Origin of the sequence: Cupriavidus gilardii (genome assembly GCF_013347325.1) — a bacterium.
Classification (GTDB): Bacteria; Pseudomonadota; Gammaproteobacteria; order Burkholderiales; family Burkholderiaceae; genus Cupriavidus; species Cupriavidus gilardii.
This window is the reverse complement of the sequence record NZ_CP054624.1, coordinates 2,112,887-2,136,298: the sequence shown is the minus strand read 5'-3', so window position 1 is coordinate 2,136,298 and position 23,412 is coordinate 2,112,887. Positions and strand designations below refer to the sequence as shown.

General features: G+C 68.0%; 23 protein-coding genes. 12 read left to right on the top strand and 11 right to left on the bottom strand.

Annotated elements, in window-relative coordinates; all coding sequences use genetic code 11:
• The first annotated feature begins 137 nt into the window (after window positions 1-137).
• From FOB47_RS09635 to FOB47_RS09605, 7 genes are all read left to right on the top strand, one after another.
• The gene (locus tag FOB47_RS09635; RefSeq protein WP_174780726.1) at window positions 138-623 is read left to right on the top strand and encodes a hypothetical protein; all 486 of its coding nucleotides are present in this window, start codon (window positions 138-140) and stop codon (window positions 621-623) included.
• A gap of 32 nt (window positions 624-655) precedes the next feature.
• Window positions 656-1,348 (top strand): C39 family peptidase, encoded by a 693-nt coding sequence (locus tag FOB47_RS09630; RefSeq protein WP_144426002.1) that lies wholly within the window; start codon window positions 656-658, stop codon window positions 1,346-1,348.
• Window positions 1,349-1,438: 90 nt separating this feature from the next.
• Window positions 1,439-2,236, top strand: coding sequence for a flagellin (locus tag FOB47_RS09625; RefSeq protein ID WP_244959220.1), 798 nt, complete (start codon window positions 1,439-1,441; stop codon window positions 2,234-2,236).
• A 166-nt stretch (window positions 2,237-2,402) separates the two neighbouring features.
• The gene (locus tag FOB47_RS09620) at window positions 2,403-3,815 is read left to right on the top strand and encodes an acetate kinase (protein WP_174780724.1); all 1,413 of its coding nucleotides are present in this window, start codon (window positions 2,403-2,405) and stop codon (window positions 3,813-3,815) included.
• Window positions 3,816-4,062: 247 nt separating this feature from the next.
• The gene (locus tag FOB47_RS09615; protein WP_174780723.1) at window positions 4,063-4,575 is read left to right on the top strand and encodes an acylphosphatase; all 513 of its coding nucleotides are present in this window, start codon (window positions 4,063-4,065) and stop codon (window positions 4,573-4,575) included.
• Between the two features lie 185 nt (window positions 4,576-4,760).
• The gene (gene gcvA, locus FOB47_RS09610) at window positions 4,761-5,684 is read left to right on the top strand and encodes a transcriptional regulator GcvA (RefSeq protein WP_174780722.1); all 924 of its coding nucleotides are present in this window, start codon (window positions 4,761-4,763) and stop codon (window positions 5,682-5,684) included.
• A 29-nt stretch (window positions 5,685-5,713) separates the two neighbouring features.
• Window positions 5,714-6,484 carry an SDR family oxidoreductase gene (locus tag FOB47_RS09605; protein ID WP_174780721.1) on the top strand — a complete coding sequence of 257 codons (771 nt, stop codon included), beginning with the start codon at window positions 5,714-5,716 and terminating at the stop codon, window positions 6,482-6,484.
• Here FOB47_RS09605 and FOB47_RS09600 read toward each other — a convergent pair.
• Window positions 6,475-7,401, bottom strand: a complete 927-nt coding sequence (locus FOB47_RS09600; RefSeq protein ID WP_174780720.1) for a LysR family transcriptional regulator — start codon at window positions 7,399-7,401, stop codon at window positions 6,475-6,477. The genes FOB47_RS09605 and FOB47_RS09600 overlap by 10 nt on opposite strands.
• Window positions 7,402-7,579: 178 nt before the next feature.
• Here FOB47_RS09600 and FOB47_RS09595 point away from each other — a divergent pair, with 178 nt between their 5' ends.
• The 4 genes from FOB47_RS09595 (at window position 7,580) to FOB47_RS09580 (ending at window position 11,960) form a co-directional block, all read left to right on the top strand.
• Window positions 7,580-8,944: an acyclic terpene utilization AtuA family protein gene (locus FOB47_RS09595; protein WP_174780719.1), complete on the top strand. Its 1,365-nt coding sequence runs from the start codon at window positions 7,580-7,582 to the stop codon at window positions 8,942-8,944.
• Window positions 8,945-8,952: 8 nt separating this feature from the next.
• Window positions 8,953-9,294 (top strand): AtuA-related protein, encoded by a 342-nt coding sequence (locus FOB47_RS09590; protein ID WP_053824520.1) that lies wholly within the window; start codon window positions 8,953-8,955, stop codon window positions 9,292-9,294.
• 57 nt (window positions 9,295-9,351) lie between these two features.
• Window positions 9,352-10,374 carry a Bug family tripartite tricarboxylate transporter substrate binding protein gene (locus FOB47_RS09585; RefSeq protein ID WP_244959219.1) on the top strand — a complete coding sequence of 341 codons (1,023 nt, stop codon included), beginning with the start codon at window positions 9,352-9,354 and terminating at the stop codon, window positions 10,372-10,374.
• Between the two features lie 95 nt (window positions 10,375-10,469).
• Complete coding sequence (locus FOB47_RS09580; RefSeq protein ID WP_006578750.1) at window positions 10,470-11,960, top strand: AMP nucleosidase; 1,491 nt, start codon at window positions 10,470-10,472, stop codon at window positions 11,958-11,960.
• Window positions 11,961-12,121: 161 nt separating this feature from the next.
• Here the strand turns inward: FOB47_RS09580 and leuA are convergent, their stop codons facing one another.
• Together leuA and FOB47_RS09570 are read right to left on the bottom strand one after the other, a co-directional pair.
• Window positions 12,122-13,807, bottom strand: a complete 1,686-nt coding sequence (leuA, locus tag FOB47_RS09575; protein ID WP_174780718.1) for a 2-isopropylmalate synthase — start codon at window positions 13,805-13,807, stop codon at window positions 12,122-12,124.
• Between the two features lie 183 nt (window positions 13,808-13,990).
• Window positions 13,991-14,245, bottom strand: a complete 255-nt coding sequence (locus FOB47_RS09570; RefSeq protein WP_174780717.1) for a hypothetical protein — start codon at window positions 14,243-14,245, stop codon at window positions 13,991-13,993.
• Window positions 14,246-14,651: 406 nt separating this feature from the next.
• Between FOB47_RS09570 and FOB47_RS09565 the strand changes: the two genes are divergently transcribed.
• The gene (locus tag FOB47_RS09565; protein ID WP_244959218.1) at window positions 14,652-15,872 is read left to right on the top strand and encodes an Ig-like domain-containing protein; all 1,221 of its coding nucleotides are present in this window, start codon (window positions 14,652-14,654) and stop codon (window positions 15,870-15,872) included.
• A 131-nt stretch (window positions 15,873-16,003) separates the two neighbouring features.
• On the opposite strand, the gene FOB47_RS09560 is transcribed toward FOB47_RS09565, so the two are convergent.
• From FOB47_RS09560 to livH, 8 genes are all read right to left on the bottom strand, one after another.
• Window positions 16,004-16,663, bottom strand: coding sequence for an OmpW/AlkL family protein (locus FOB47_RS09560; protein ID WP_174780972.1), 660 nt, complete (start codon window positions 16,661-16,663; stop codon window positions 16,004-16,006).
• A 239-nt stretch (window positions 16,664-16,902) separates the two neighbouring features.
• Window positions 16,903-17,223 (bottom strand): DUF6587 family protein, encoded by a 321-nt coding sequence (locus FOB47_RS09555; RefSeq protein ID WP_053823347.1) that lies wholly within the window; start codon window positions 17,221-17,223, stop codon window positions 16,903-16,905.
• A 17-nt stretch (window positions 17,224-17,240) separates the two neighbouring features.
• Window positions 17,241-19,127, bottom strand: a complete 1,887-nt coding sequence (feoB, locus tag FOB47_RS09550; protein WP_174780716.1) for a ferrous iron transporter B — start codon at window positions 19,125-19,127, stop codon at window positions 17,241-17,243.
• A gap of 23 nt (window positions 19,128-19,150) precedes the next feature.
• Window positions 19,151-19,438: a FeoA family protein gene (locus FOB47_RS09545; RefSeq protein ID WP_053823348.1), complete on the bottom strand. Its 288-nt coding sequence runs from the start codon at window positions 19,436-19,438 to the stop codon at window positions 19,151-19,153.
• A 241-nt stretch (window positions 19,439-19,679) separates the two neighbouring features.
• Window positions 19,680-20,381 (bottom strand): ABC transporter ATP-binding protein, encoded by a 702-nt coding sequence (locus tag FOB47_RS09540; RefSeq protein WP_174780715.1) that lies wholly within the window; start codon window positions 20,379-20,381, stop codon window positions 19,680-19,682.
• Window positions 20,381-21,157 carry a high-affinity branched-chain amino acid ABC transporter ATP-binding protein LivG gene (livG, locus tag FOB47_RS09535; RefSeq protein ID WP_174780714.1) on the bottom strand — a complete coding sequence of 259 codons (777 nt, stop codon included), beginning with the start codon at window positions 21,155-21,157 and terminating at the stop codon, window positions 20,381-20,383. The genes FOB47_RS09540 and livG overlap by 1 nt, the downstream gene beginning before the upstream one ends.
• Window positions 21,154-22,398 (bottom strand): high-affinity branched-chain amino acid ABC transporter permease LivM, encoded by a 1,245-nt coding sequence (locus tag FOB47_RS09530; protein ID WP_232963212.1) that lies wholly within the window; start codon window positions 22,396-22,398, stop codon window positions 21,154-21,156. The genes livG and FOB47_RS09530 overlap by 4 nt, the downstream gene beginning before the upstream one ends.
• A 10-nt stretch (window positions 22,399-22,408) precedes the next feature.
• Window positions 22,409-23,335, bottom strand: coding sequence for a high-affinity branched-chain amino acid ABC transporter permease LivH (gene livH / locus FOB47_RS09525; protein WP_174780713.1), 927 nt, complete (start codon window positions 23,333-23,335; stop codon window positions 22,409-22,411).
• Between the last annotated feature and the right edge of the window lie 77 nt (window positions 23,336-23,412).

The following is a 23,412-nucleotide window of genomic DNA, read 5'->3' as shown; positions in this document are numbered from 1 at the left end:
CGTGGATGGCGCACCGGCATCGCGCCTTGCGCGGTGTTGCTCTGCAGGAGTGGGCGTACCGGCCTCGGCCGGGATGCCCGTTCGACGGAACGTTCTGCCTCCCGCCATGCGGAGACGGGACACAAGGAGGCACCATCATGCGAGCGGTCCGCACCGCTGTCGGCGCTTTGACGACAGCATTCCTGCTCTGGCCCGGCCTGCAAGCCGCGGCGGAGCCGTCCGCCGCGCCGGAAACGGCGGGCCCGATGGCCGCGATGCCCACTGCCGTCGGCATGCCGGAAGAGAATGGGGAAAGCAACAGCAACAACACCGCCGTGGCAGCGCAGACAACGGCCGGCCCCTCGGCGCAAGGTCAGACAGTCGCCGTGCTCGCCGGCTTCGGCAAGCCGGTCGACACAGCGGCGCTGAACGAGATCCGCGGCGGCGCCGAAGTGGTGGTCAACGATATGCGCCTGGCCGGCGTGGTGGCGGACAACACCGCCAACCGTGTGATCACCGGCAGCAACGCGATTTCGGATGGGGCGTTCGCCAATGCCAGCGGCCTGCCCACGGTGATACAGAACACCGGCGCCAACACGCTGATCCAGAACGCGACGATTCTGAACGTTCGATTTGGGCCATGAAGCGGGCCATGAAGCGGGCCATGAAGCGGGCCATGAAGCTGCCGCGCCTCGCCGCAGTGGCGGCGCTCGCCTGGGCGTCGGCCATGGTGCCGGCGCACGCCGCCGATACGGTGGTGCTTCAGCCGGCGGGCAGTGACTACAAGGTCCGGACGGTGAGCCTGAAGGAGGCACGCTTCAAGACCACCATCCGGCAGCAATACGACTTCAGCTGCGGCTCGGCCGCAGTGGCGACCCTGCTTACCTATCAGTACGGCCATCCGGTCACGGAAGCCGAAGTGTTCCAGCAGATGTACCTGACCGGCGATCGCGCCAAGATCCAGCGCGAGGGCTTCTCGCTGCTGGACATGAAGCGCTTCCTCGAATCGCGCGGCTTCATGGCCGATGGCTTCGAACTGCCGCTGTCCAAGCTCGAGGAGACCCAGGTCCCGGCGATCGTGCTGGTGGTCGAGAACGGCTACCACCATTTCGTCGTGGTCAAGGGGGTGCGCGGCAACCGGGTGTTGGTTGGCGATCCCGCGCTCGGTACCCGAGCGTTGTCTCGCGAACACTTCGAGCGGATCTGGGACAGTAGTCTTCTGTTCGTGATCCACAACCGCACCGATCTCGCGCGCTTCAACCAGGCTTCGGACTGGCGCGTCGCACCCAGTGGGCCGTACTGGATGGGGGTCAATCGGGACAGTCTGTTCTTTACCGTCATGCCCAAGCATGGCGTTGGAGACTTCTAGGGACCCGTCATCATGTATCGACAAGCTTTGACCACGCCGCCGGCACGCCGCGGCGCAGTTCGTGGCGCTGCGAGTTCTGTAGCGGCCACGATGCTGCTCGGCGCGGGGCTGGCCTGCGCCGGCCAGGCGTGGGGCACGCAGGCCCCGCGCGACGGCGGACTGGACGCGGGCCTGGCGTCCCACCCCGCAGCGGATCCGCATCACGACGCCATCGCTGCCGCGCGCAGCGGCATGGCCGGCTGGACACCGGTCGCATCGGCAAGACTGGAAGAACTGCGTGGCGGCTTCGAGACCGCCGGCCTGCAGGTCTCGTTCGGCATCGAACGCGCGGTCTATATCAACGGCAATCTGGTGGTATCGACCAGCCTAGTCATTCCGGACGTCAGCCGTATCACGTCCGAACAAGCAGGGCGGCTCGCGGCGGCGCTGCAGAGCGCCGCCAATGCCGGCTCGGTCGCAGCCAATGCGCTGGGCCAGGCGGGGCAGGGCACGTCGACGCCCGGCAGCGGCAGCGCCAGTTCGTCGGCCAGCGCGGGGCAGCCCGGCACGGCGACGTCCACACCGGGCACCGCGACCGTGGCGGCGCCATCGCCCGCACCGTCTTCGGGGGCGCCGACGATGCCGGCGCCGGCGGTGATCGCCACCGCGACCGGTTCGGTCACCACCAACGGCCTGCTCAATCTGATCCAGAACGGGCCAGGCAACAGCTTCAACGCGGGGGCGCTGGCCGGCACGCCGGCGACCGTGATCCAGAACTCGCTCAACAACCAGTCGATCCAGAGCCTGTTGACCATCGATGCGGGCGTGAACACCTTGCAGGCGTTCCGCGCGGGGGTCGCCGGCGCGGCATTGAACACCGCCCTGCAACGGGCGGCGAGCATGCGGTAGAGCCAGGTCGCATACGGGACCACACGCAACCACACGAAGACCACATCGAAGCAGGCAGAGGCAACGGATGCAAGCGGTCGCATCCGGACACACAGGGGTGCATCGCAACAACGCAAAGCAGGCCGCGGACTCCTGAACCAGTCCGCCATCCGGGGGGAGGAGAGTCATGAGAAAAAGGTCGATGCAGGGCATCCGGCAGGCGGGATGCTCGACCTTGCTATTGCTGGGGGGATTGGCGCATGCGCAGAACCTGCCCGACGACGGACCGACGGCCGCCAAGCTGGAGGCCCTGAAACGCGAGGTCGCCGAACAGGCCGCCGTGCTCGACGCGATGAAGCGCTCGATGGCCCAGCAAGAGGCCACGATCCGCGAGTTGCGCAGCATCGTCGGCGCCGATGCGCTCGCCAACAAGCGCGGCGGACAGCGTGGCGGCGTGACGGGCGGGGACATTGCGACCGGCGCGGCGACAGCACCCGCGGCGGCCAGCGGCAACACCGGCCTGCCGAATACGCGAAACTTGCCGGTCAATCAGGCACAGGCCCCGGCACAGGCTCCCGCCAACGGCAGCACCACGGTCGCGCAGGCGCAGGAGCCGGTCGGCCGGCCGCCGGAGCGCGACACGCGCCCGCCGGAGATCGCACCGATCTTCGATCAGCCGGGCGTGCTGACGCCGCCAGGCCGGCTGGTGGTCGAGCCGGCGTTCCAGTACGGCTACTCGTCCAACAACCGCGTGGCGCTGGTCGGCTACACGGTGATTCCTGCAATCCTGATCGGCCTGATCGACGTGCGCGAGGTCAAGACCTCGACCTATGTCGCCTCGGTCGCGTTCCGCTACGGCATCACCAAGCGGCTCGAAATCGAGGCCAAGGTTCCGTACGTGCATAGCTCGGGGTCGACCATCAGCCGGGAAGTCTTCACCGGCACGGCGGTCGACAACGTCTTCAATTCGAGCGGCAGCGGGCTGGGCGATGTCGAGGCGACGCTGCGCTATCAGCTGAACTACGGCAACGACCGCATGCCGTATTTCGTCGGCTGGCTGCGCTACAAGTCCAATACCGGCAAGAGCCCGTTCGACGTGGTCACCGATTGCGTGCAGCGCTGCATCGGCAATACGACGGGCACCGGGTTGCCGCTGGGCATGCCGACCGGCACCGGCTTCCACGCGATCCAGCCGGGCATCACGTGGCTGCTGCCGACCGATCCGGCGGTGTTCTTCGGCACCTTCAGCTATCTGCACAACTTCGGCCGCGACAACGTCAGCCGTACCGTGCTGAACGGCCAGAAGGAGCCGCTGGGCAAGATCGAGCCGGGCGATATCTTCGGCTTCAACTTCGGCATGGGCCTGGCGCTGAACGAGCGCGCGTCCTTCAGCATCGGCTACGACCAGAGCATCATCTGGCCGACCAAGCAGAACGGACAGACGGTGCCCGGCTCGGTGCGGATCACGCAGGGCTCGCTGCTGGTCGGCTATTCGTACCGCTTCAGCGACCGCTATACGCTCAATATCTCGGTCGGCGCGGGGCTGACGCGCGATACGCCCGACCTGCAGGTCAACGTGCGGCTGCCGATCACGTTCTGAGCGGCATCCGGCCGGACTTCGGGCTGGCCTTCAAACCTTGCGCTGGCGTCATCGCCGTCACGTTGGCCCGCCGCCGGCGTGACGGCTACGTCACGTCGCGCCGGCCCCGTGTGGTGCATCCCACGAGCGCGCTTGCGATTCCCAGCCTGGTGGCGTACAAAAGTAAAACCCGCCCAGCTGGCGGAATCTGCCGCCACCTGCCAGCCTCGGCAGCCCACGGACGGGACCTCGCTCGGAGGAATCCGTCATGCGCAAACGCATCTATTGGTTATTGCCCGACGTGGTCAGCGCGAAGCGGACCATGGACGATCTGCTCGTCAATCGCGTCGAACACCGGCACATCCACTTCGTCGCCCGCGATGGCATGGACATGACCGGGCTGCATGAAGCCAATCTGTTCCAGACCTCCGATATCGTGCACGCCGCCGAGATGGGTTTGATGATCGGTGGTGCGGTCGGCGTGGTCGCCGGCGTCGTGGTGGCCATGTTCCCGATCGTCGGCGATACCCCGCAATGGGGCCTGGTTGGCGTGCTGGCTGTGCTCGGCGCGGTGTTCGGTGCCTGGGCCTCGAGCATGATCGGCAGCTCGGCGCCCAACAGCCGGCTCAAGCCCTTCGAGGCCGATATCGCCGACGGCAAGATCCTGCTGATCGTGGATGTGCCGCGCGACCGTTGCGAGGAAATCGAAACCCTGCTGCGCAGCTCGCATCCGGAAGCCCGCTTCGCGGGGATGGACCCGGCGGTGCCGGCATTCCCCTGATTCCGGCGCGCTGCATCGCATCGACGATCCGACGCATCGACGATCCGACAATACGTGGTGCACCGGCGGCGCTGGCGCACCACGTTCCCGCTCTTCGCGCCAACTCGGCGCGATTCCGTGTGCATTGACCCCCCGCCGAGAAACCGGTAGCTTCCGTGCGATCGTTCCATCTCGCCTGAAGATCGATGAATCGCATGCTGCCGGGCACGCGCGCCCTCCGGACCTTTGAAGCGGCGGCGCGGCATCTGAATTTCACCCGCGCGGCCGACGAAGTCGGCCTGACTCCCGCGGCGGTCAGCTACCAGATCAAGGAAATCGAGGAACAGCTCGGCATCACGCTGTTCACGCGCACCAGCCGCAGCATTCAGCTGACGCCCGCCGGCGCGGTCCTCTACGAGGCCACCGCCGATGCGCTCGACAACCTGCGCCGCGCCACCGCCCGCGCCCGGCGCATGGCGCGAGGCGCGGCGCACCTGCGCATATCGCTGGAGGCGCGCTTCGCGTCCAACTGGCTGCTGCCCCGGCTCCCGCAATTTCGCGCGGCCAATCCCGGCCTCGATCTGACCTTCGATATCAGCGAGCAGGTCCGCGATTTCGAGGCCGACGACATCGACGTCGCGATCCGCTTCGGCGCCGGCCGCTATGAAGGCGCACGCGCCGAGCGCCTGTTCGGCACGGTGGTGGTTCCAGTCTGCAGCCCGAGCCTGCTCGAATCGGGCCCGCCGCTGCGCGAGCCCAGCGATCTGCTGCACCACACGCTGTGCCACGTCGATTGCCGGACCGATGGCATCGTCTGGCCCGACTGGCCGATGTGGATGGCGGCGGCCGGCATCGAGAACTTCGACGACAGCCGCTGCATGGCCTTCGCCCATTCGACGCATGTCGTCCAGGCCGTGCTGGACAGCGGCGCCGTGGGCCTCGTCGAACTGCCGATGATCGCCAACGACCTCGCCGCGGGCCGGCTGGTCAGGCCGTTCGACATCGGGGTCAGCGTGGCGCAGGACTATGGCTATCACCTGGTCTATCCGGAAAGCAGCAGCGAGGACCCCCGAGTGGTGGCGTTTCGCGACTGGCTGATCGAACAAACCAGACAGGCGCCCCAGGGATAAGTGGGGCGCCCTGCGGTATATTCCCCCGCATGTCCGCGCATACCCCATCCCATCCCTTTTCCCTGACCGGCCGCGTTGCGCTCGTTACCGGCGGCGCGCAGGGCCTTGGACTGGCCATCGCCAGGGGCCTGATCGACGCCGGTGCCCTCGTGCTGGTCGTTGCGCGCAGCGCGCAGCGGGTCGAACAGGCCGTGGCCGCGCTCGGTACGGGCGCGCATCCGCTGGTGCTCGACATCACCGACGAGGCCGCGGTCGCGCAGGCGTTCGACCGCATCGACGCGCAATACGGCCGGCTCGACATCCTGGTGAACAACGCCGGCGCGCGCAATCGGCAGACCATGGCCGAGCTCGATACCGGCGATCTGCGCGCGATGATGGAGACCAATCTGGTCGCGCCGTACAACCTGTGCCGCCATGCGGCGATGCGCATGCGCCGCGGTGGTTATGGCCGCATCATCAATGTCAGCTCGATCGCGGGGCAGGTCGCGCGTGGCGACGACGTGCTGTACCCCGCCACCAAGGGCGCGCTCGATGCGCTGACGCGCTCGCTATCGGCGGACCTGGGGCGCGATGGCGTCACCGTCAACGCGATTGCGCCAGGGTTCTTCGCCACCGAGCCGAACCAGCCGATGGTCGGCGATGCCGGCGTCAAGGATTGGCTGCAGCGCCGTACCTCGCTGGGCCGCTGGGGGCAGCCGGACGAAATAGCGGGCGCCGCGGTGTTCCTCGCCTCGCCGGCGGCGTCCTACATCACCGGCCACGTCCTTGCCGTCGACGGCGGCTATCTCGCTCACTTCTGAGCCGTCCGCCGCTCGGCTTCCTGCGCGCCGCGCCGCTTGCGGAAGTGCGCGTACACATAGTCGAGCATCGCGCTGGCCGCGGCCGAATCGCCGCGATCGCGCAGCCGTACCAGGCAGATGTCGCGCACCAGCGATTCGAGCCGCAGCGGCCGGATCGCCAGATTGGGCAGCCGGAACTGGAACAGCGCCAGCGACGGCACCACGGTGACGCCCAGCCCGGCCGCCACGAGCCCCGCCACCGTGGCCAGGTGCTCGACCTCCATCACGCCATTGAGCCGCGTCGGATGCAGCGCGGCGTCCAGATGCTGCCGCACGCTGCTGGTCCGCGACAGATGGATGAACGGCAGGCCGGCCAGCGCGGATGGTGCGATGCTGCGGCGCGACGCCAGCGGATGACCGGCGGGGCAGACCACGTGAAAGGAGTCCGCCACCAGCGGCTCGATCTTCAGATCGGCATCCTGGCCGGGCGCCGGCGCCAGCGCGAAGTCGACGCGGCCGCGCCGAACCAGATCGATGCAGCCGTCGGCCAGCACGTCGTGCAGCGCCAGCGCGATGCCCGGATAGCGCGCGCGGAAGGCGGCGAGTACCGGCGGCAGATCGCCTGCGGCGATCGACGGCAGCGCGGCGATCGCGACCCGCCCCTTGCGGCGTTCGGCATGGTCGCGCAGGTCGGCGAAGGCGTCCTCGAAATCCGCCAGCAGCCGCTCGGCCACCTCCTCGAAGCGGCGCCCCTCTGCGCTGAGCTCGACAAACCGCGTGGTGCGCTCGAACAAGCGGGCGCCCGCCTGTTCTTCCAGCGTGCGAATCAGCGCGCTGAAGGCCGATTGCGACAGATGGCAGGCCTGCGCCGCACGCGTGAAATTGCGCTGCTGGGCCAGCGCGACGAAGGCGCGCAGATGCTTGATGGACAGGTTCATGGCGGCGGGCGGGATCCGGATTGCGCGGGATGGCGGCCTGGATTGATCGAACAGACCACTAGATTAATCCAAATAATCCGTTTTTCCGAATTCGAGGTCATGCCTAGAATGCCGTGACCGGCTGCGCGCAAGCGCTGCCCCCTTGATTGACTGTCGTCCTGCTGATATCGCGCCCGCCATGGTTTCTCCGCTCTCGATCGGCTCCGGTGCCGGCTTCTCCGGCGATCGCATCGACGCCGCGCTGCCCGTGGTCCGCACGCTGATCGCCGACGGCGGCCCCTCCGCGCTGATCTTCGAAACGCTGGCCGAGCGCACGCTGGCGCTGGCCCATCTGGCCCGGCGCGCCGATCCCGAACGCGGCTATGAGCCGCTGCTCGACGCCCTGCTGACCCCGGTGCTGGGCCTTTGCCTGGCGCACGGCATTCCGATCGTCGGCAACTTCGGTGCGGCCAATCCGCACGGCGCCGCGCGCCGCGTGCAGGCGCTGGCGGCCGAGCTGGGGCTGCCCCGGCCGCGCGTCGCCGTGGTGGAGGGCGACGATCTGTCGGGCGATGCCGGGCGCAGGCTGCTTTCCGGCATTCTCGGCGCGGGCTTTCCCGAGCGCCGCTTCGTCTGTGCCAACGCCTATATCGGCGCGCAAGGCATCGCCGACGCGCTGGCCGCCGGCGCACAGGTGGTGGTGTGCGGCCGCGTCGCCGACCCGGCCCTGGCGGTCGGCCCGGCGATGGCGCATTTCCAATGGTCCTGGCAGGACTGGGACCGCCTGGCGCGCGCGACCATGGCGGGCCATCTGCTCGAATGCGGGGCGCAGGTGACCGGCGGCTATTTCGCCGATCCCGGCGTCAAGGACGTCCCGGACGTCCATGCGCTCGGCTATCCGATCGTGCGGCTGGACAGCGATGGCGGCATCGAGGTCGGCAAGGCCGCCGGCACCGGCGGCTGCGTCGATCTGCGAACCGTCAAGGAACAGCTGCTGTACGAGGTGCACGATCCCGCCGCCTATCTGACGCCGGACGTGGTGGCGGACATCGGCGCGGTTACCGTCGAGCAGCTGGGTCCGGACCGCGTCGCGGTGCGCAATATCCGCGGCCATGCGCGGCCGCAGCAGCTGAAGGCCAATCTGTTTCACGAGGGCGGCTGGATCGCCGAAGGCGAGATCTCCTACGCGGGGCCGAACGCCGCGGCGCGCGCGCGTCTGGCCGGCCACATCGTGCGCAAGCGGATGGCGATGCTCGGCCACGAAGTGCCGGTGCGGCTCGACCTGATCGGCGTGCTCAGCGTGCTGGCCGACGATGGCGGCGCCTGGCTCGCCACGCCGCAAGCGCATGAGCGGCACAGCCAGGACGTGCGGCTGCGCGCCGCGCTGGCGCACGAGGACAAGGCCGTCGCCGAGGCGCTGCTGCGCGAGGTCAACGCGCTCTATTGCTGCGGACCTGCCGGCGGTGGCGGGGTGCGCACGGCGCTGCGTCCGCGGCTGAACGCGATGTCCTGCCTGGTGCCGCGCGAAGCGGTAACGGCGCGCTACACGATGATCGAAGGCTGAACATGACGATGCCCGGCACCATTGCGCTCTATCGCCTTGCCCATGCTCGCACCGGCGACAAGGGCGACCGTTCGAACATCAGCGTGATTGCCTACGACGAGCGCGATTTCGAGCATCTGCTCGCACACGTGACGGAGGACGCGGTACGCGCGCTGTTTCGTCATCGCCAGCCCGCCGCGGTAACGCGATACGTCGTGCCGAGCCTGCATGCGATGAATTTCGTGCTCGACGGCGTGCTCGACGGCGGCGTCAACGATGCGCTCAATCTCGATGCGCACGGCAAGGCGCTGTCCTTCCTGCTGCTGCAGCTGGAGATTCCGTTGCCGCCGCGCCTGCACGCTGGTGGCTGACCGGCGCCACGCATCGGCGCATTCCGACCTCATAAAACACCCAGAGGAGACCACACCATGCCATCCCGATTTCTCCCCGCCGCCGTGCGAACGCAACCGGCGCCGCGCCTGAAGACGCTGCTGCCGGCGCTGGCCGCACTGACGGCATTCGCCGCACTGGCGCTGCCGTCCGCACCGGCGCGCGCCGAATTCCCCGACAAGCCGGTCCGCTTCGTCGTGCCGTTCGCGGCCGGCAGCGCCACCGACCAGCTGGCCCGCGCGATCGGCCAGGCGATGACCACCGACGCCAAGGTCACCGTGGTGGTCGACAACAAGCCCGGCGCCAACGGTTTCATCGCGGCCTCCGACGTCGCCAAGGCCGCGCCCGACGGCTATACGGTGCTGATCACGACCAACACCACGCACGCGGCCAACGAGCATCTGTTCAAGAAGCTGCCCTACGATCCGGTCAAGGACTTCACGCCGATCACCGCGCTGGGCAAGGGCGGCCAGATCATGGTGGTCAATCCGCAATTGCCGGTGAAGACCGTCGGCGAGTTCATCGCGCTGGCCAGGCAGCAGCCGGGCAAGCTGAGCTTCGGCAGCGGCAGCTCGTCGTCGCGCATCGCGGGCGAACTGTTCCAGCAGATGGCAAACGTCCAGCTGCTGCACGTGCCCTACAAGAGCAATCCGCTGGCGGTGACCGACCTGCTCGGCAACCAGATCCAGATGATGATCACCGATACCGCGACCGGCCTGCCGCAGGTCAAGAGCGGCAAGCTCCGGGCGCTGGGCGTGTCGGGCAAGACCCGGTCGCCGCTGGCCCCCGACGTGCCGACCATCGACGAGGCCGGTGTCAAGGGCTACGAGATGAGCTACTGGTTCGCGGCGTACACGCCCGCGGGCACGCCGCAGCCGGTGGTCGCCAGGCTCAACGAGTTGCTCGTCAAGGCGGCGCGCAGCCAGACCGCGAGCAACTTCTATCGCAGCACCGGCACCGAGGTCTTCACCAGCACGCCGGCCGAACTGGCAACCTTCCAGCAGCAGGAATCGGCCAAGTGGGGGCGCATCATCCGCGCCGCGAATATCCAGCCGGAATAAGCGGGGCCAGTCGTTCCCGCCTTCGCGGGAGCGACATCGCGACGGTTTGCCGAGTTGCCAGCACGGTCATGTGCCGGGCGCATGCGCGCGGGAGTATGATCGTCGCCATGCAAGCCTCGATCTTCTCTTCCGCCCATCCGGCCGACCAGTTGGCCGAGTTCACCGACCCAGAAGCCGCGCTGGCGCGCATCGGCGAAATCTACGACAACGCGGTCGGCGCAGTGCGCGCGCGTTTCGATGCCTTCGCCCGCGGCGAGCCGCTGCCTTCGGCGGCGCATGCCTGTTATCCCTATCTGGGCATCTCGGTCAATATCGAAACGATGGTGACCGACAGCCGGCCGTCGTGGGGTACCGTGGCGTATCCGGGCGTTTATGGCACCACCGTGACACGCCCCGATCTGTTTGCCGACTACTACCGCGACCAGATCGAACGGCTGATGCGCTATCACCGCGTGCCGGTGGTGGTGGGCACCAGCCGGCGGCCGATTCCGCTGCCCTTCGTGATCGAGGCGTCGACTACCGACATCAGCTACACGCAGGCGCGCGAGCTCGAGGCCTCGTTCGTATTGCCCGAGCTCAGCCGCATCGACGACGGGATTGCGAATGGCACCTATGAGCCGGTGCCCGGCGAGGCCTGGCCGCTGTCGCTGTTTCCCGCCGAGCGCGTCGATCTGGCGCTGCAGCGGCTGTACCACTACACCGGCACGGCGCCGCAGCACTTCCAGCGCTTCGTGCTGTTCACCAACTACCAGCGCTATGTCGACGAATTCGTCGCGCTGGGCCGCTCGCTGATGAGCGGCGCCGATGGCGACGAGTACGTCCGCTTCGTCGAGCCGGGCGACATTGTGCAGAACCATGGCGAGGCCGAGCCCGATCTCGCGCTGTATCCGCGCGCGCTGCCGCAGATGCCGGCCTATCACCTGGTGCGCGAGGACCGGCTCGGTGTCACGCTGGTCAATATCGGCGTCGGCCCGTCCAACGCGAAGACGATGACCGACCATCTGGCGGTGCTGCGCCCGCATTGCTGGCTGATGGTTGGGCATTGCGGCGGCCTGCGCCGCTCGCAGCAGCTTGGCGACTACGTGCTGGCGCACGCCTATGTGCGCGACGACCACGTGCTGGACCAGGACCTGCCACCGTGGGTACCGGTGCCGCCGATCGCCGAGATCCAGGTCGCGCTGCAGGAAGCGGTGGCGCGGGTGACCGGGCTGTCCGGCAACGAGATGAAGACGCGGATGCGCACCGGCACCGTGGTCTCGACCGACGACCGCAACTGGGAGCTGAAGTCGAAGACGCTGTACGCGCGCTTCAACCAGTCGCGTGCGATCGCGATCGACATGGAGAGCGCGACGGTAGCGGCCAACGGTTTTCGGCTGCGCGTGCCCTACGGCACGCTGCTGTGCGTCTCCGACAAGCCGCTGCATGGCGAATTGAAGCTGCGCGGCATGGCCAACGCCTTCTATCGCCAGCGGGTCAGCCAGCATATGACGATCGGCCTCGAAGCCATCCGCATCCTGCGCGAGAACGGCGTCGAGGCGCTGCACTCGCGCAAGCTGCGCAGCTTCGACGAGCCGGCGTTCCGCTGATCCGGGACGGCCGCGGTACCCCAATGGTGTTCCCTCTCCCGCCTGCGGGAGAGGGGTAGGGCAGAGGGAAGGGCGCCAGCAAGCCTCAAGCGCTATCGCCAGCGCGACAGGCTTTGCCATTCCCCGACCCTGTCCCGCGAGCGGGAGAGGGCAGCAACGGCCTAGGCCGCTTGCTGTTGCGTAGCGCGCTGCGTCGCCTCCGCCCGCAAATGCCGATTGACCCCGGACACCACCGCCTTCAGCGACGCCGTCACCAGGTTCGCATCGATCCCCGCGCCGAAGCCGGTCGCCGATTCTCCTACCCGTACCTCGACATAACAGGCCGCGCGCGCATCGGCGCCGGACGATTGCGCGTGCTCGTGGTAGTCCATCACGCGTACCGGCATGCCCAGTGCCCGCACGAAGGCGTCGATCGGGCCGTTGCCCTTGCCGCGCACCACGCGCGTGGCGCCATCCTGTACCAGCGTGGCCTCGATCTCGACCTGATCGTCCGCGCCCGACATCATCCGGTGCGACAGGTAGCGTATCGGCGCATCGACCTCCAGATATTCGCGGCGGAACAGCGCGTACAGATCGTCCGCGCTGGCCTCGGCGCCGGTCTCGTCGGTCATGCGCTGCACCGCGCGGCTGAATTCGATCTGCAGCCGCCGCGGCAGATACAGCCCGTGCACCTGTTCGAGCAGATAGGCCATGCCGCCCTTGCCGGACTGGCTGTTGACGCGGATCACCGCGTCGTAGCTGCGTCCCAGGTCCGCGGGATCGATCGGCAGATACGGCACCTCCCAGATCGCGTCCGGCTTCTGCTGCGCGAAGCCCTTGCGGATCGCGTCCTGATGCGAGCCCGAGAACGCGGTGAAGACCAGATCGCCGGCATACGGGTGACGCGGGTGCACCGGCAGCTGATTGCAGTGCTCGACGCACTGGCGCACCTCGTCGATATCGGAGAAGTCGAGCCGCGGATCGACGCCCTGTGTGTACAGGTTCAACGCCAGCGTGACCAGGTCGACGTTGCCGGTGCGCTCGCCGTTGCCGAACAGGCAGCCCTCGACGCGATCGGCGCCGGCCATCACGGCCAGTTCGGCCGTCGCCACCGCCGTGCCGCGATCGTTATGCGGATGGACCGACAGCACGATGTCGGCGCGGCGTGCCAGATGGCGATGCATCCATTCGATCTGGTCGGCGAACACATTGGGCGTGCTGCATTCCACGGTGCTCGGCAGGTTCAGGATCATCGGCCGCGCTGCGCTTGGTTCCCAGATATCGGCGACCGCGTCGCTGACTTCGAGCGCGAAGTCGAGCTCGGTCATGCTGAAGGTCTCGGGCGAATACTCATAGGTCCAGGCGGTGCCGGGGATCGCGTCGGTCAGTTCGCGAATCAGCCGCGTGCCGGCCAGTGCGATCTGCTTGACCTCGTCGCGGCTCGCGCCGAACACGATGCGGCGAAACGCCGGTGCGATCGGGTTGTACAGATGCACGACCGCGCGCGGCGCGCCGCGCAGCGATTCGATGGTGCGGCGGATCAGGTCGTCGCGGGCCTGCGTCAGCACGACGATGGTCACGTCGTCGGGAATGCGGTTCTGCTCGATCAGCATCCGCACGAAGTCGAAATCGGTCTGCGATGCCGACGGAAACGCGACCTCGATCTGCTTGAGGCCGATCTTCACCAGTTGTTCGAAAAAGCGCAGCTTGCTGGCCACGCCCATCGGCTCGATCAGCGCCTGGTTGCCGTCGCGCAGATCGGTGCTCATCCAGACTGGCGCACGCGCGATGCGCTGGTTGGGCCAGGTGCGATCCGGCAGATCGACGGTGGCGGCGGGACGGTATTTGACGGCGGGGTCTTGCAGCATGAACGGGTCCTCCTCGCGAGGGAATCGCGATAGTGAAGGGAAAGCGGGCCGCATGGCGGGCGAGCGGTCGGACGATCGGACGATCGAACGGCCGAATGCCGATCAGCACCGCAATCGAAGCCGATCACGGCGTGCCAATGCGAATGGAATGGTGGCGACAGGCTGCCGAACTGCCACGGGGCGCTAGGCCCGGCAACCGATCGGTAGGTCTAGTTGTAGCGAGGAGGCGAAGACGAGCGCGCACGTCGGCGCGAAGACCGAGCCGAGGCCATCGATGGCGACCGCACGACGCGCGCGCGCCGACGCGGCGATGCACAGGGCATCGGCGGCTTGGCGGTGGACGGTCGGCGCAACGGACATCGTGCTGGCTGGTGTGAGGGTGTGTCGAGAGTCGACAGTGTGAAAACGACGGTGCAGCAGCGACAAAGCGTAGTGCATCGAGCGTCGACTCGTCAAGCAAGCCGCCGCGCTTTCGCCGTGCGCCGCCAAGCGGTGGCCTCGGCCAAACGGATGAGATCGCCAAACCGGGCTCGTACCTGAACGCGTGCTGCCACACGCAAACCGCGGCAGTGGTCCACCGCCTGGCCGGTACAGCGTGAGTTGCGTCGCGCCTAGCCTGAAGGGGGACATTGTCCCAGCCAACGGGGGAGACATCATGATCGGAACGGGAACGGGATCGAAGCCGCTCGCCTGGGTCGCGGCGGCGCTGACCGCAATGGTATTGGCCGCGTGCGGTGGAGGCGGGGGCGGCGATGGTGCGGGGGCGAATCCGAGTTCAGGCTCGGGCTCCGGCAGCTCGTCAGGTCCCGGCTCCAACGGATCGCCGACGACGGTCAGCTATACCGTGACACTCGGACAATCGGCGGGACAGGTCGGCGTGGGCCGCACGCTGACCCTTGCGGCCGTCGTCGTCGACAGCAACGGCAGGGACGTCACCGCCCAAGGCAGCTACGCGTGGACCTCGTCCGATCCCGCGGTCGCCACGGTGACGCCGAGCGCCAACGTCGCCGGCGCCGCGGTCGTGACCGGCATCGCGGCGGGTACCGTCAACGTGCAGGTCGCCGCGACCATCCATGCTGCCGACGGCAAGGCGATCGCGCTGCCGGTACAGACCGCCACGATCACGGTCGCCGCCAGCAATGACTACAGCCTCGCGGTGTCCCATCCGCTGCTGACGCTGGCTAACGGAGAAACCCGGCAGATCCGCGCCACGCTGCTCGATGGCGACGGGATCGATGTGTCGGGCGCGGTGCATGACTGGGCCTGGGCCAGCTCGGCCGCCGGCATACAGCTCGGTGCGGATCGCGAGCGCGCGACGCTGCACGGCGTCAATCCGTCGACCACCGGCACGGTGGAGGGCACGGTCACGGTCGGCGTCACGGCGCCCAACGGCGTCGCGCTGGCCGCGCGGATCGCCGTCGTCGTATTGAAGAACGGCAGCTATGCCTACACGCTGGAGCTGCTGCGCAACGGCGCCCCGATCGACGCGATCTCGATCCTGAACGGCTATCCGGCCACGCTGTCGGCGCGGGTGATGCGTAGCGACGGTCTTGATGCGACCGCGCAGTTCGACGGCCAATGGTCGTACGCGAGTACCTCGCCGTCGCTGTCGGTCCAATCCAATGCGCAGTCCACTGCGAGCGGGCGCGGCTTCACGCTGGACACCAGCCGTCCCAATGGCGCCGATCCGCTGCAGAGCCTGTTGAAGATCACGGCCACCAGCAAGGCACTGGACGCCACGCCCAGTGCCGGCCTGACCGTGACGGAGCAGCCGACCTGGGCGCTGGTCTACGACGGCCCGCAGCCGCTGCGTATCGCGACGATGCCACCGCTGCCGATTCCGGTCACCGCGACCGTCAGGCATCGCGGCAACGCGCTGACCTTCCTCGCGTGCGAAGCATGGGACTGGCAACAGTCGGGCAATATCGCCGTGACCCCGGCCACGCATCCGGGCCAGGTCGGCGTGACGCCGTTGACGCCGGGCGACTTCTCGCTGACAGCAAGCTGCACCGTCAGGCAGAGCGGGCAGCGATTGTCGTTGACGATCAACGGCAGTGCGATCTGAACACGTCGTTTCCGCAAAGGCGGGAGCCCAGCGTCTTTCGAAGCCACTGGGTCCTCGCCTGCGCCAGGACGACGGTTGAAGGGTTCGGTGGCGTCAGCGTACCCATTTCTGCGTGACCCCAGCCCGGCCGTTCAGAACCGGTAGCCGACGCCAACGCTGAACAGCCACGGGTCCAGCTTGACTTCCGACACCTTGGCGCCGGCCGCCTTCACATCGCTGGACAGCCACACCTTCTTGATGTCCGCGTTCAGGAACCAGTTGCGCGTCAGCCGGTAGTCCACGCCGATCTGCAGCGCTGGCGCGATGCTCCAGCGGTCCAGCGACAGCGTATTGCCGGCGATATCGGCGCCCCAGATCCGCGTTAAGTTCAACCCCGCGCCGACATAGGGCCGCAGGGTGGCGTGCGGCCGGAAGTGGTACTGCAGCAGCAGCGTCGGCGGCAGATGCTTGAACGATCCGATCCGGCTGCCGTCGAGATAGACGTCCTGCTTTTGCGGAATGGTCAGCACCAGTTCGGCCGCGAGATGCGGCGTAAGGAAGTAAGTGACATCCAGCTCGGGGATCCACTTGTTGTTGACGCCGATCCGGTCCGACGCACCGGCGCCGCCGATCGGGTCGGACTTCTGTTCGAAGTCGAGATAGGTGCCGCGCAGGCGCACCATCCAGTTACCTTCGGGTTCGGTGCCGGATGAGGTGGCGGCGACATCGGCCGCGCCGGCGTGCAGCGGGGAAAAGGCCATCATCGCGGCCGCCACGGCGACCGCTGCCAAACGGGTACGAGGAGATTGCATCGGGCTCATGTTGTTATCGACAGGACTGGGAAAGACCCCATGCCGAGTGTGCCGTTGCCGGCCTCTGACCCGTTTGACCTAAAGCAAACGTCCATGCCGTCGTTCCCGCGCAGGCGGGGACCCAGCGTCTTTGAAAGCCACTGGGTCCTCGCATACGCGGGGACGACAGGGTTCCGGGCAAGAAAAAAGCCGGCAAAGCCGGCTTCGTCGAACTGCGGTGCCTGAGGCAGGATCGCTGCCTAGCCCTTGCCCTGCGGCTTGCGCACGATGCGGATGGGCTTTTCCGTCGCCGCCGGCGCGGCGTTGGACGTATTGCTGTCGCAGCTGTTGCAGCCGCCGCTGTCGCAGCCGGTGGCGCAACCCGATGCCACCGCCTGCGGCGCCAGCCGTGCCACCAGCCGCGCGCGCCATCCGCGCGCCTGCGCGCCGCCGAGGCTTGCCGCCAGCGTCGCCTTGACGCGCTCGCGGGTGCGCGGCATGTAGCGCGCCGCCACCGACAGCGCGCACACCAGCACGATCAGCGGCACCAGCACGGATTCGACGACGTGGTAGAGCGACATGATGGCTTCCGAATGCCTCAGCTGAACAGCAGCGCCACGCGATAGGTGACGAACGCCGCCAGATAGCCCAGCCCCGCGAGATAGAGCGTGGAGGCCGCCATCACCTTCCACGAGTTCGTTTCACGGCGGATCACGGCCAGCGTCGAGATGCACTGCGGCGCGAACACGAACCACGCCAGCAGCGCCAGCGCGGTGGCCAGCGACCATTGCGCGGCGATCATCGGCGCGAGCTGCGCGGCCACGGTGTCCTCGCTGCCCGACAGCGCGTAGACGGTCGCCAGCGCGCCCACCGCGACCTCGCGCGCGGCCAGGCCCGGCACCAGCGCGATACAGATCTGCCAGTTGAAGCCGACCGGCGCAAACACCTTCTCCAGCGCATGGCCGATCATGCCGGCGAAGCTGTAGTCGATCGGCGGCAGCGTTGCGCCTTCGGGCGGCGACGGGAAGGTCGCCAGGAACCACAGCAGCACGGTGAGCGTCAGGATCACCTTGCCGACGCGCGACAGGAAGATGCGGGCGCGTTCCCACAGGCCGATCAGCACATCGCGCGGATTCGGAATGCGGTAGGCCGGCAGCTCCATCAGCAGCGGATGCTCGGTGCGGTCGCGGCGGAAGAACTTCAGCGCATAGGCGACCACCAGCGCGCTGACGATGCCGGCCACATAGAGCGCGAACAGCACCAGCCCCTGCAGGTTGAACAGGCCCATCACGGTGTCCGCCGGAATGAAGGCGCCGATCAGCAGCGCGTAGACCGGCAGCCGCGCCGAGCAGGTCATCAGCGGCGCGACCAGGATCGTGGTCAGCCGGTCGCGCGGGTCCTGGATCGTGCGGGTCGCCATGATGCCGGGAATCGCGCAGGCGAAGCTCGACAGCAGCGGGATGAACGACCGTCCCGACAGCCCGGCGCCCATCATCAGCCGGTCGAGCAGGAACGCCGCGCGCGGCAGATAGCCCGACTCCTCCAGCGTCAGGATGAACAGGAACAGGATCAGGATCTGCGGCAGGAACACCACCACGCTGCCCAGGCCGGCGATCAGGCCGTCGACGATCAGGCTGCGCAGCAGGCCATCGGGCAGCAGGCCGCCGACCAGTTCGCCGGCATAGGCCACGCCGCCCTCGATGCCTTCCATGATCGGCTCGGCCCACGAGAACACCGCCTGGAACATCAGGAACAGCAGCACGGCGAGGATCGCCAGGCCGAACACCGGATGCAGCACCACACGGTCGATACGGTCTTCGAGGCTGGCCGACGCGGTCGGCATCGTCACCGCGGCGTCGAGCAGGCGCTTGACCTCGGCATGGGTGTCGAAATCGTCGGCGGGCGCCGGCGGAGGCGGCGGGGCCGACGGCAGCGCGCCGTCGAGCAGCGACAGCAGCGCGGCGGCGCCGCCGCGCCGCACGGCGACCGTCTGCACCACCGGCACGCCCAGCGCGGCGGCGAGCTTGTCGCGGTCGATGCGGATGCCGCGGCGTTCGGCCGCGTCGCTCATATTGAGCACCACCACCATCGGCAGGCCGAGACGGCGCAGCTCCAGCACGAAGCGCAGGTGCAGCCGCAGATTGGTGGCGTCGACGACCGACACCAGCAGGTCGGGCACGGCCTCGCCGGGGCGGTTGCCCATGCAGACGTCGCGCGTGATGGCTTCGTCCAGGCTGGTCGCGTGCAGGCTGTACGCCCCGGGCAGATCGAGGATGCGCACCTGCCGGCCCGACGGCGCGACGAAATACCCTTCCTTGCGCTCGACCGTGACGCCGGCGTAGTTGGCCACCTTCTGGCGGCTGCCGGTCAGCCGGTTGAACAGCGCGGTCTTGCCGCAATTGGGGTTGCCGACCAGCGCGACGCGCAGCGGCGCCTGCGCGGTGGCGGCGGAAGCGGGAGTGGCGGGAGAAGTAGCGACGGACATGGCGTAATTCGAATCGGTCCGCTTCATGCGGTACTGGCTTTATCGGCCGCATCGGCCATGCTGCCGGTGCGCGCGCCCTCGGGCTGCACCGTCACGCGGGCGGCTTCGGCGCGGCGCAACGCGAAGCGCGTGCTGCCGACCTGAGCGACCAGCGGGTCCTTGCCGAACGGGCCGTAGGTGATGATCTGCACGGCCTCACCGGGCACGAAGCCGAGTTCGCGCAGGCGTCGGGCGATGGGATCGTTCGGGGTGCTGTCGTCGACCGACAGTACGATGGCCGCGGTGCGCCGCGGCAATTCTGACAAGCGCATGAGCTTTGGTCCCGCGGGCGGGTTTGCCGGCGTGGCGCCGGTACTACCTGACCGCTTGCTTAGTGATGAATCAGCGAGCGTAGATGAGAATCGTTTGCATTGTACTGCATATGATCACGCTCGATGTGCCGTACTGGCGTGGGGTGCCGCCTGGCGTGCCGCAAGCAAAGCGGCCCGGCCACCGCCGCCCGGGGTCGGACGGCGGTGGCCGGGCCGGTGCGTCGCCGCGCTTGCCTTCGCCTCAGCCGCCCAGATACGCGTTGCGCACCTGGTCGTTGGCCAGCAGGTTCGCGCCGGTATCGGCCAGCACCACCTTGCCGATTTCCAGCACATAGCCGCGGTCGGCCACCTGCAGCGCCTTGTTGGCGTTCTGCTCGACCAGGAACACCGTCACGCCTTCCTCGCGGATCGTGCGGATGATGTCGAAGATCTGCGCGATGATCATCGGCGCCAGGCCCAGGGTCGGCTCGTCGAGCAGCAGCAGGCGCGGGCGGCTCATCAGCGCGCGGCCGATCGCCAGCATCTGCTGCTCGCCGCCGGACATGGTGCCGGCGCGCTGCGAGGCGCGCTGCTCCAGCCGCGGGAACAGCTTGAACACATGCTTGATGCCGGCCTCGATCTCGTCGCGCTTGGCGAAGAAGGCGCCCATCTTCAGGTTCTCCAGCACGGTCAGGCTGGGAAACACGCGCCGGCCCTCGGGCGAGATCGCCATGCCCATGCGCATGATCTCGTGCGTCGAGCAGCCGGTGATGTCGCGGCCCTCGAACAGCACGCGGCCGCTGGAGGCGCGCGGGCTGCCGCAGATCGTCATCATCAGCGTGGTCTTGCCCGCGCCGTTGCTGCCGATCAGCGTGACGATCTCACCCTGGTTGACCTCGATCGATACGCCACACAACGCCTCGACGGCGCCGTAATGGGTATGGACCTGTTCCAGCTTCAGCATCAGTCCTCTCCCAGGTATGCCTTGATCACGCGCGGGTCGTTGCGCACGTCCTCGGGTTTGCCGATGGTGATCGGGCGCCCGTGCTCCATCACCAGGATGCGGTCGGACACGCCCATCACCAGGCTCATGTCATGCTCGATCAGCAGCACGGCGATGCCGAACTCGCGCCGCAGCTGGTCGATCAGCATCTTCAGCTCGACCTTTTCCTGCGGGTTCAGGCCGGCGGCGGGTTCGTCCAGCATCAGCAGGCGCGGCTGCGTGATCATGCAGCGCGCGATCTCGAGCCGGCGCTGGTGGCCGTACGACAGCGTGCCGGCCTCGCGGTTGGCCACCGCGCGCAGCCCCATGCGGTCGAGCCATTCGGCGGCACGGCCCAGCGCCTCGCGCTCGGCGCGGCGGTAGGCGGGCGTGGCGAACAGCCCGTGCAGCAGCCCCGATTTGACGCGGCGATGCTGGGCCACCATCAGGTTCTCGACCACCGTCAGGTTCTTGAACAGCCGGATGTTCTGGAACGTGCGGACCAGCCCCTGGCGCGCCACCATATGGCTCGGCAGGCCGGCGATCGGGCGGCCGTCCAGCATCACCTCGCCGGCGGTCGGCTTGTAGAAGCCGCCGACGCAGTTGAACACCGTGGTCTTGCCCGCGCCGTTCGGCCCGATGATGGCGAACACCTCGTCGTTGCGGACGCTGAAATCGATGCCGTCGACCGCCAGCAGGCCGCCGAAGCGCATCTGCAGGCCGGACACTTTCAACAGTTCTGCGCTCTGTGCACTCATTGCGGCAACTCCACGTGCGGGCGGCTGGCGGGCAACAGGCCCTGCGGGCGCCACATCATCATCAGCACCATCACCAGGCCGAACAGCAGCATCCGGTACTCGGCGAAGCCGCGCGCGACCTCGGGCAGCACCGTCAGCAGGATCGCGGCGATGATCACGCCCAGCTGCGAGCCCATGCCGCCGAGCACCACCACGGCCAGGATCAGCGCCGACTCGATGAAGGTGAACGATTCGGGATTGACCAGGCCCTGACGCGCGGCAAAGAACGCGCCGGCCAGACCCGCGAAGGTCGCGCCCAGCGTGAAGGCCGACAGCTTGATCCGGGTCGGGTTCAGACCCAGCGAGCGGCAGGCGATCTCGTCCTCGCGCAGCGCTTCCCAGGCGCGGCCCATCGGCATGCGGATCAGCCGGCTGGTGACGAACAGCGTCACGCCGACCAGCAGCAACGCCAGCAGGTACAGGAAGATCACCATGTGTTCGCCGCTGTAGTCCAGGCCGAGCAGGTCGTGGAAGGTGCGGGCACCGTCCTCGCCGGCGCTGCGGGTCATCGGGATGCCGAACACGGTCGGCTTCGGGATGCCGTAGATGCCGTCCGGCCCGCCGGTCAGGCTGGTCAGGTTGTTCAGCAGCTGGCGGATGATCTCGCCGAAGCCCAGCGTCACGATGGCCAGGTAGTCGCCGCGCAGCCGCAGCACCGGGAAGCCCAGCAGGAAGCCGAACAGCGCAGCCATGCCGGCCGAGATCGGCAGGCACTCCCAGAACGACAGGCCGAAGGCCTGGTTCAGCAGCGCATAGGTGTAGCCGCCGACCGCGTAGAAGCCGACATAGCCGAGGTCGAGCAGGCCGGCGAAACCGACCACGATGTTCAGCCCCAGGCCCAGCATCACGTAGATCAGCGCCAGCGTGGCGACGTCCACCGCGCCGCGCGAGCCGAAGAACGGCCAGATCAGCCCGACCGCCAGCAGCACCCAGACCGCGGCGCGCTGCTGTCCCGGCGCCAGCGTGGGCAGCGCCGGCAGCTTGACCGCCGAGGTGGAGCGGTGGATCACCGGCTTGAACAGCTGGAACAGGAAGACCGCGGCCACCGCGATCCACACCGGCCGCCAGTGCGGTTCCAGCACCACGCGATAGCCCTCGAGCTTGAGCTGCAGGCCGAGGATGGGGATCGTCAGGATGGCGGTCAGCACCGCCGCCCAGACGGCGTTCTTCAGCGATTGCGTCATCGAAATGGAGGAGTTCATGGCGCGGTCCTCAGACTTTTTCCACGTCCGGCTTGCCGAGCAGGCCGGTGGGACGGAACAGCAGGATCAGCACCAGCAGGCCGAACGCGACCACGTCCTTGTATTCGGCCGGCATGTAGCCCGAGGCGAAGGTCTCGGCCAGCCCCAGCAGCACGCCGCCGAGCATCGCGCCCGGAATGCTGCCGATGCCGCCCAGCACCGCGGCCGTGAAGGCCTTGATGCCGGCGACGAAGCCGATGAAGGGGTTCAGCTTGCCGATGGTCAGCCCGATCAGCACGCCGCCCGCGGCGGCCAGCATCGCGCCCAGCACGAAGGTGAACGAGATCACGCGGTTGGTATCGATGCCGAGCAGGTTGGCCATGCGCATGTCCTCGGCGCAGGCGCGGCAGGCGCGGCCCATGCGCGAGTGGCCGATGAACAGCGTCAGCGCGATCATCAGCACCAGCGTCACGCCGACGATCAGCAGGCGCGAATACGGCACGGTCACCGTGAAATCGCCGCCCATCTCGAGCTCGAGCGCGCCGCTGATCAGCAACGGCACCGACACGTCGCGCGCGCCCTGGCCGATCTGCACGTAGTTCTGCAGGAAGATCGACATGCCGATCGCGGAGATCAGGGGCACCAGCCGCGGTCCGCCGCGCAGCGGCCGGTAGGCGACCCGCTCGACGGCGAAGCCGTACAGGCCGGTGACGATCACCGACACCAGCAGCGCGGCGCCGAGCACCAGCGGCAGCGGATAGCCGGCCGCCACGCCGATGGCGGTCAGCGTCACCAGGCCGACATAGGCGCCGATCATGTAGATCTCGCCGTGGGCGAAATTGATCATGCCGATGATGCCGTAGACCATCGTGTAGCCGATGGCGATCAGCGCATAGATCGCACCCAGCGTCAGGCCGTTGACCAGCTGCTGGGTGAATTGAGGTAGGAATTCGTTCATGGGGTACGTCCCGTCTGTACTGCACGTCGGCCGGGGCGCGGGCCTGTCGGCACCGCATCGGTGAAGCCGGCGTGCCT

Excerpts from the sequence above, each read along its gene's own strand:
- FOB47_RS09625 (WP_244959220.1), top strand. The coding sequence starts at position 1,439 with ATGCTGCTCGGCGCGGGGCTGGCCTGCGCCGGCCAGGCGTGGGGCACG.
- gcvA (WP_174780722.1), top strand. The coding sequence starts at position 4,761 with ATGAATCGCATGCTGCCGGGCACGCGCGCCCTCCGGACCTTTGAAGCG.
- FOB47_RS09615 (WP_174780723.1), top strand. The coding sequence starts at position 4,063 with ATGCGCAAACGCATCTATTGGTTATTGCCCGACGTGGTCAGCGCGAAG.
- FOB47_RS09580 (WP_006578750.1), top strand. The coding sequence starts at position 10,470 with ATGATCGTCGCCATGCAAGCCTCGATCTTCTCTTCCGCCCATCCGGCC.
- FOB47_RS09555 (WP_053823347.1), bottom strand. The coding sequence starts at position 17,223 with ATGTCGCTCTACCACGTCGTCGAATCCGTGCTGGTGCCGCTGATCGTG.
- FOB47_RS09545 (WP_053823348.1), bottom strand. The coding sequence starts at position 19,438 with ATGCGCTTGTCAGAATTGCCGCGGCGCACCGCGGCCATCGTACTGTCG.
- FOB47_RS09600 (WP_174780720.1), bottom strand. The coding sequence starts at position 7,401 with ATGAACCTGTCCATCAAGCATCTGCGCGCCTTCGTCGCGCTGGCCCAG.
- FOB47_RS09590 (WP_053824520.1), top strand. The coding sequence starts at position 8,953 with ATGCCCGGCACCATTGCGCTCTATCGCCTTGCCCATGCTCGCACCGGC.
- livH (WP_174780713.1), bottom strand. The coding sequence starts at position 23,335 with ATGAACGAATTCCTACCTCAATTCACCCAGCAGCTGGTCAACGGCCTG.
- leuA (WP_174780718.1), bottom strand. The coding sequence starts at position 13,807 with ATGCTGCAAGACCCCGCCGTCAAATACCGTCCCGCCGCCACCGTCGAT.
- FOB47_RS09530 (WP_232963212.1), bottom strand. The coding sequence starts at position 22,398 with ATGAACTCCTCCATTTCGATGACGCAATCGCTGAAGAACGCCGTCTGG.
- FOB47_RS09635 (WP_174780726.1), top strand. The coding sequence starts at position 138 with ATGCGAGCGGTCCGCACCGCTGTCGGCGCTTTGACGACAGCATTCCTG.
- FOB47_RS09540 (WP_174780715.1), bottom strand. The coding sequence starts at position 20,381 with ATGCTGAAGCTGGAACAGGTCCATACCCATTACGGCGCCGTCGAGGCG.
- FOB47_RS09595 (WP_174780719.1), top strand. The coding sequence starts at position 7,580 with ATGGTTTCTCCGCTCTCGATCGGCTCCGGTGCCGGCTTCTCCGGCGAT.
- FOB47_RS09620 (WP_174780724.1), top strand. The coding sequence starts at position 2,403 with ATGAGAAAAAGGTCGATGCAGGGCATCCGGCAGGCGGGATGCTCGACC.
- FOB47_RS09605 (WP_174780721.1), top strand. The coding sequence starts at position 5,714 with ATGTCCGCGCATACCCCATCCCATCCCTTTTCCCTGACCGGCCGCGTT.
- FOB47_RS09630 (WP_144426002.1), top strand. The coding sequence starts at position 656 with ATGAAGCTGCCGCGCCTCGCCGCAGTGGCGGCGCTCGCCTGGGCGTCG.
- FOB47_RS09570 (WP_174780717.1), bottom strand. The coding sequence starts at position 14,245 with ATGCACTACGCTTTGTCGCTGCTGCACCGTCGTTTTCACACTGTCGAC.
- FOB47_RS09560 (WP_174780972.1), bottom strand. The coding sequence starts at position 16,663 with ATGCAATCTCCTCGTACCCGTTTGGCAGCGGTCGCCGTGGCGGCCGCG.
- FOB47_RS09585 (WP_244959219.1), top strand. The coding sequence starts at position 9,352 with ATGCCATCCCGATTTCTCCCCGCCGCCGTGCGAACGCAACCGGCGCCG.
- feoB (WP_174780716.1), bottom strand. The coding sequence starts at position 19,127 with ATGTCCGTCGCTACTTCTCCCGCCACTCCCGCTTCCGCCGCCACCGCG.
- livG (WP_174780714.1), bottom strand. The coding sequence starts at position 21,157 with ATGAGTGCACAGAGCGCAGAACTGTTGAAAGTGTCCGGCCTGCAGATG.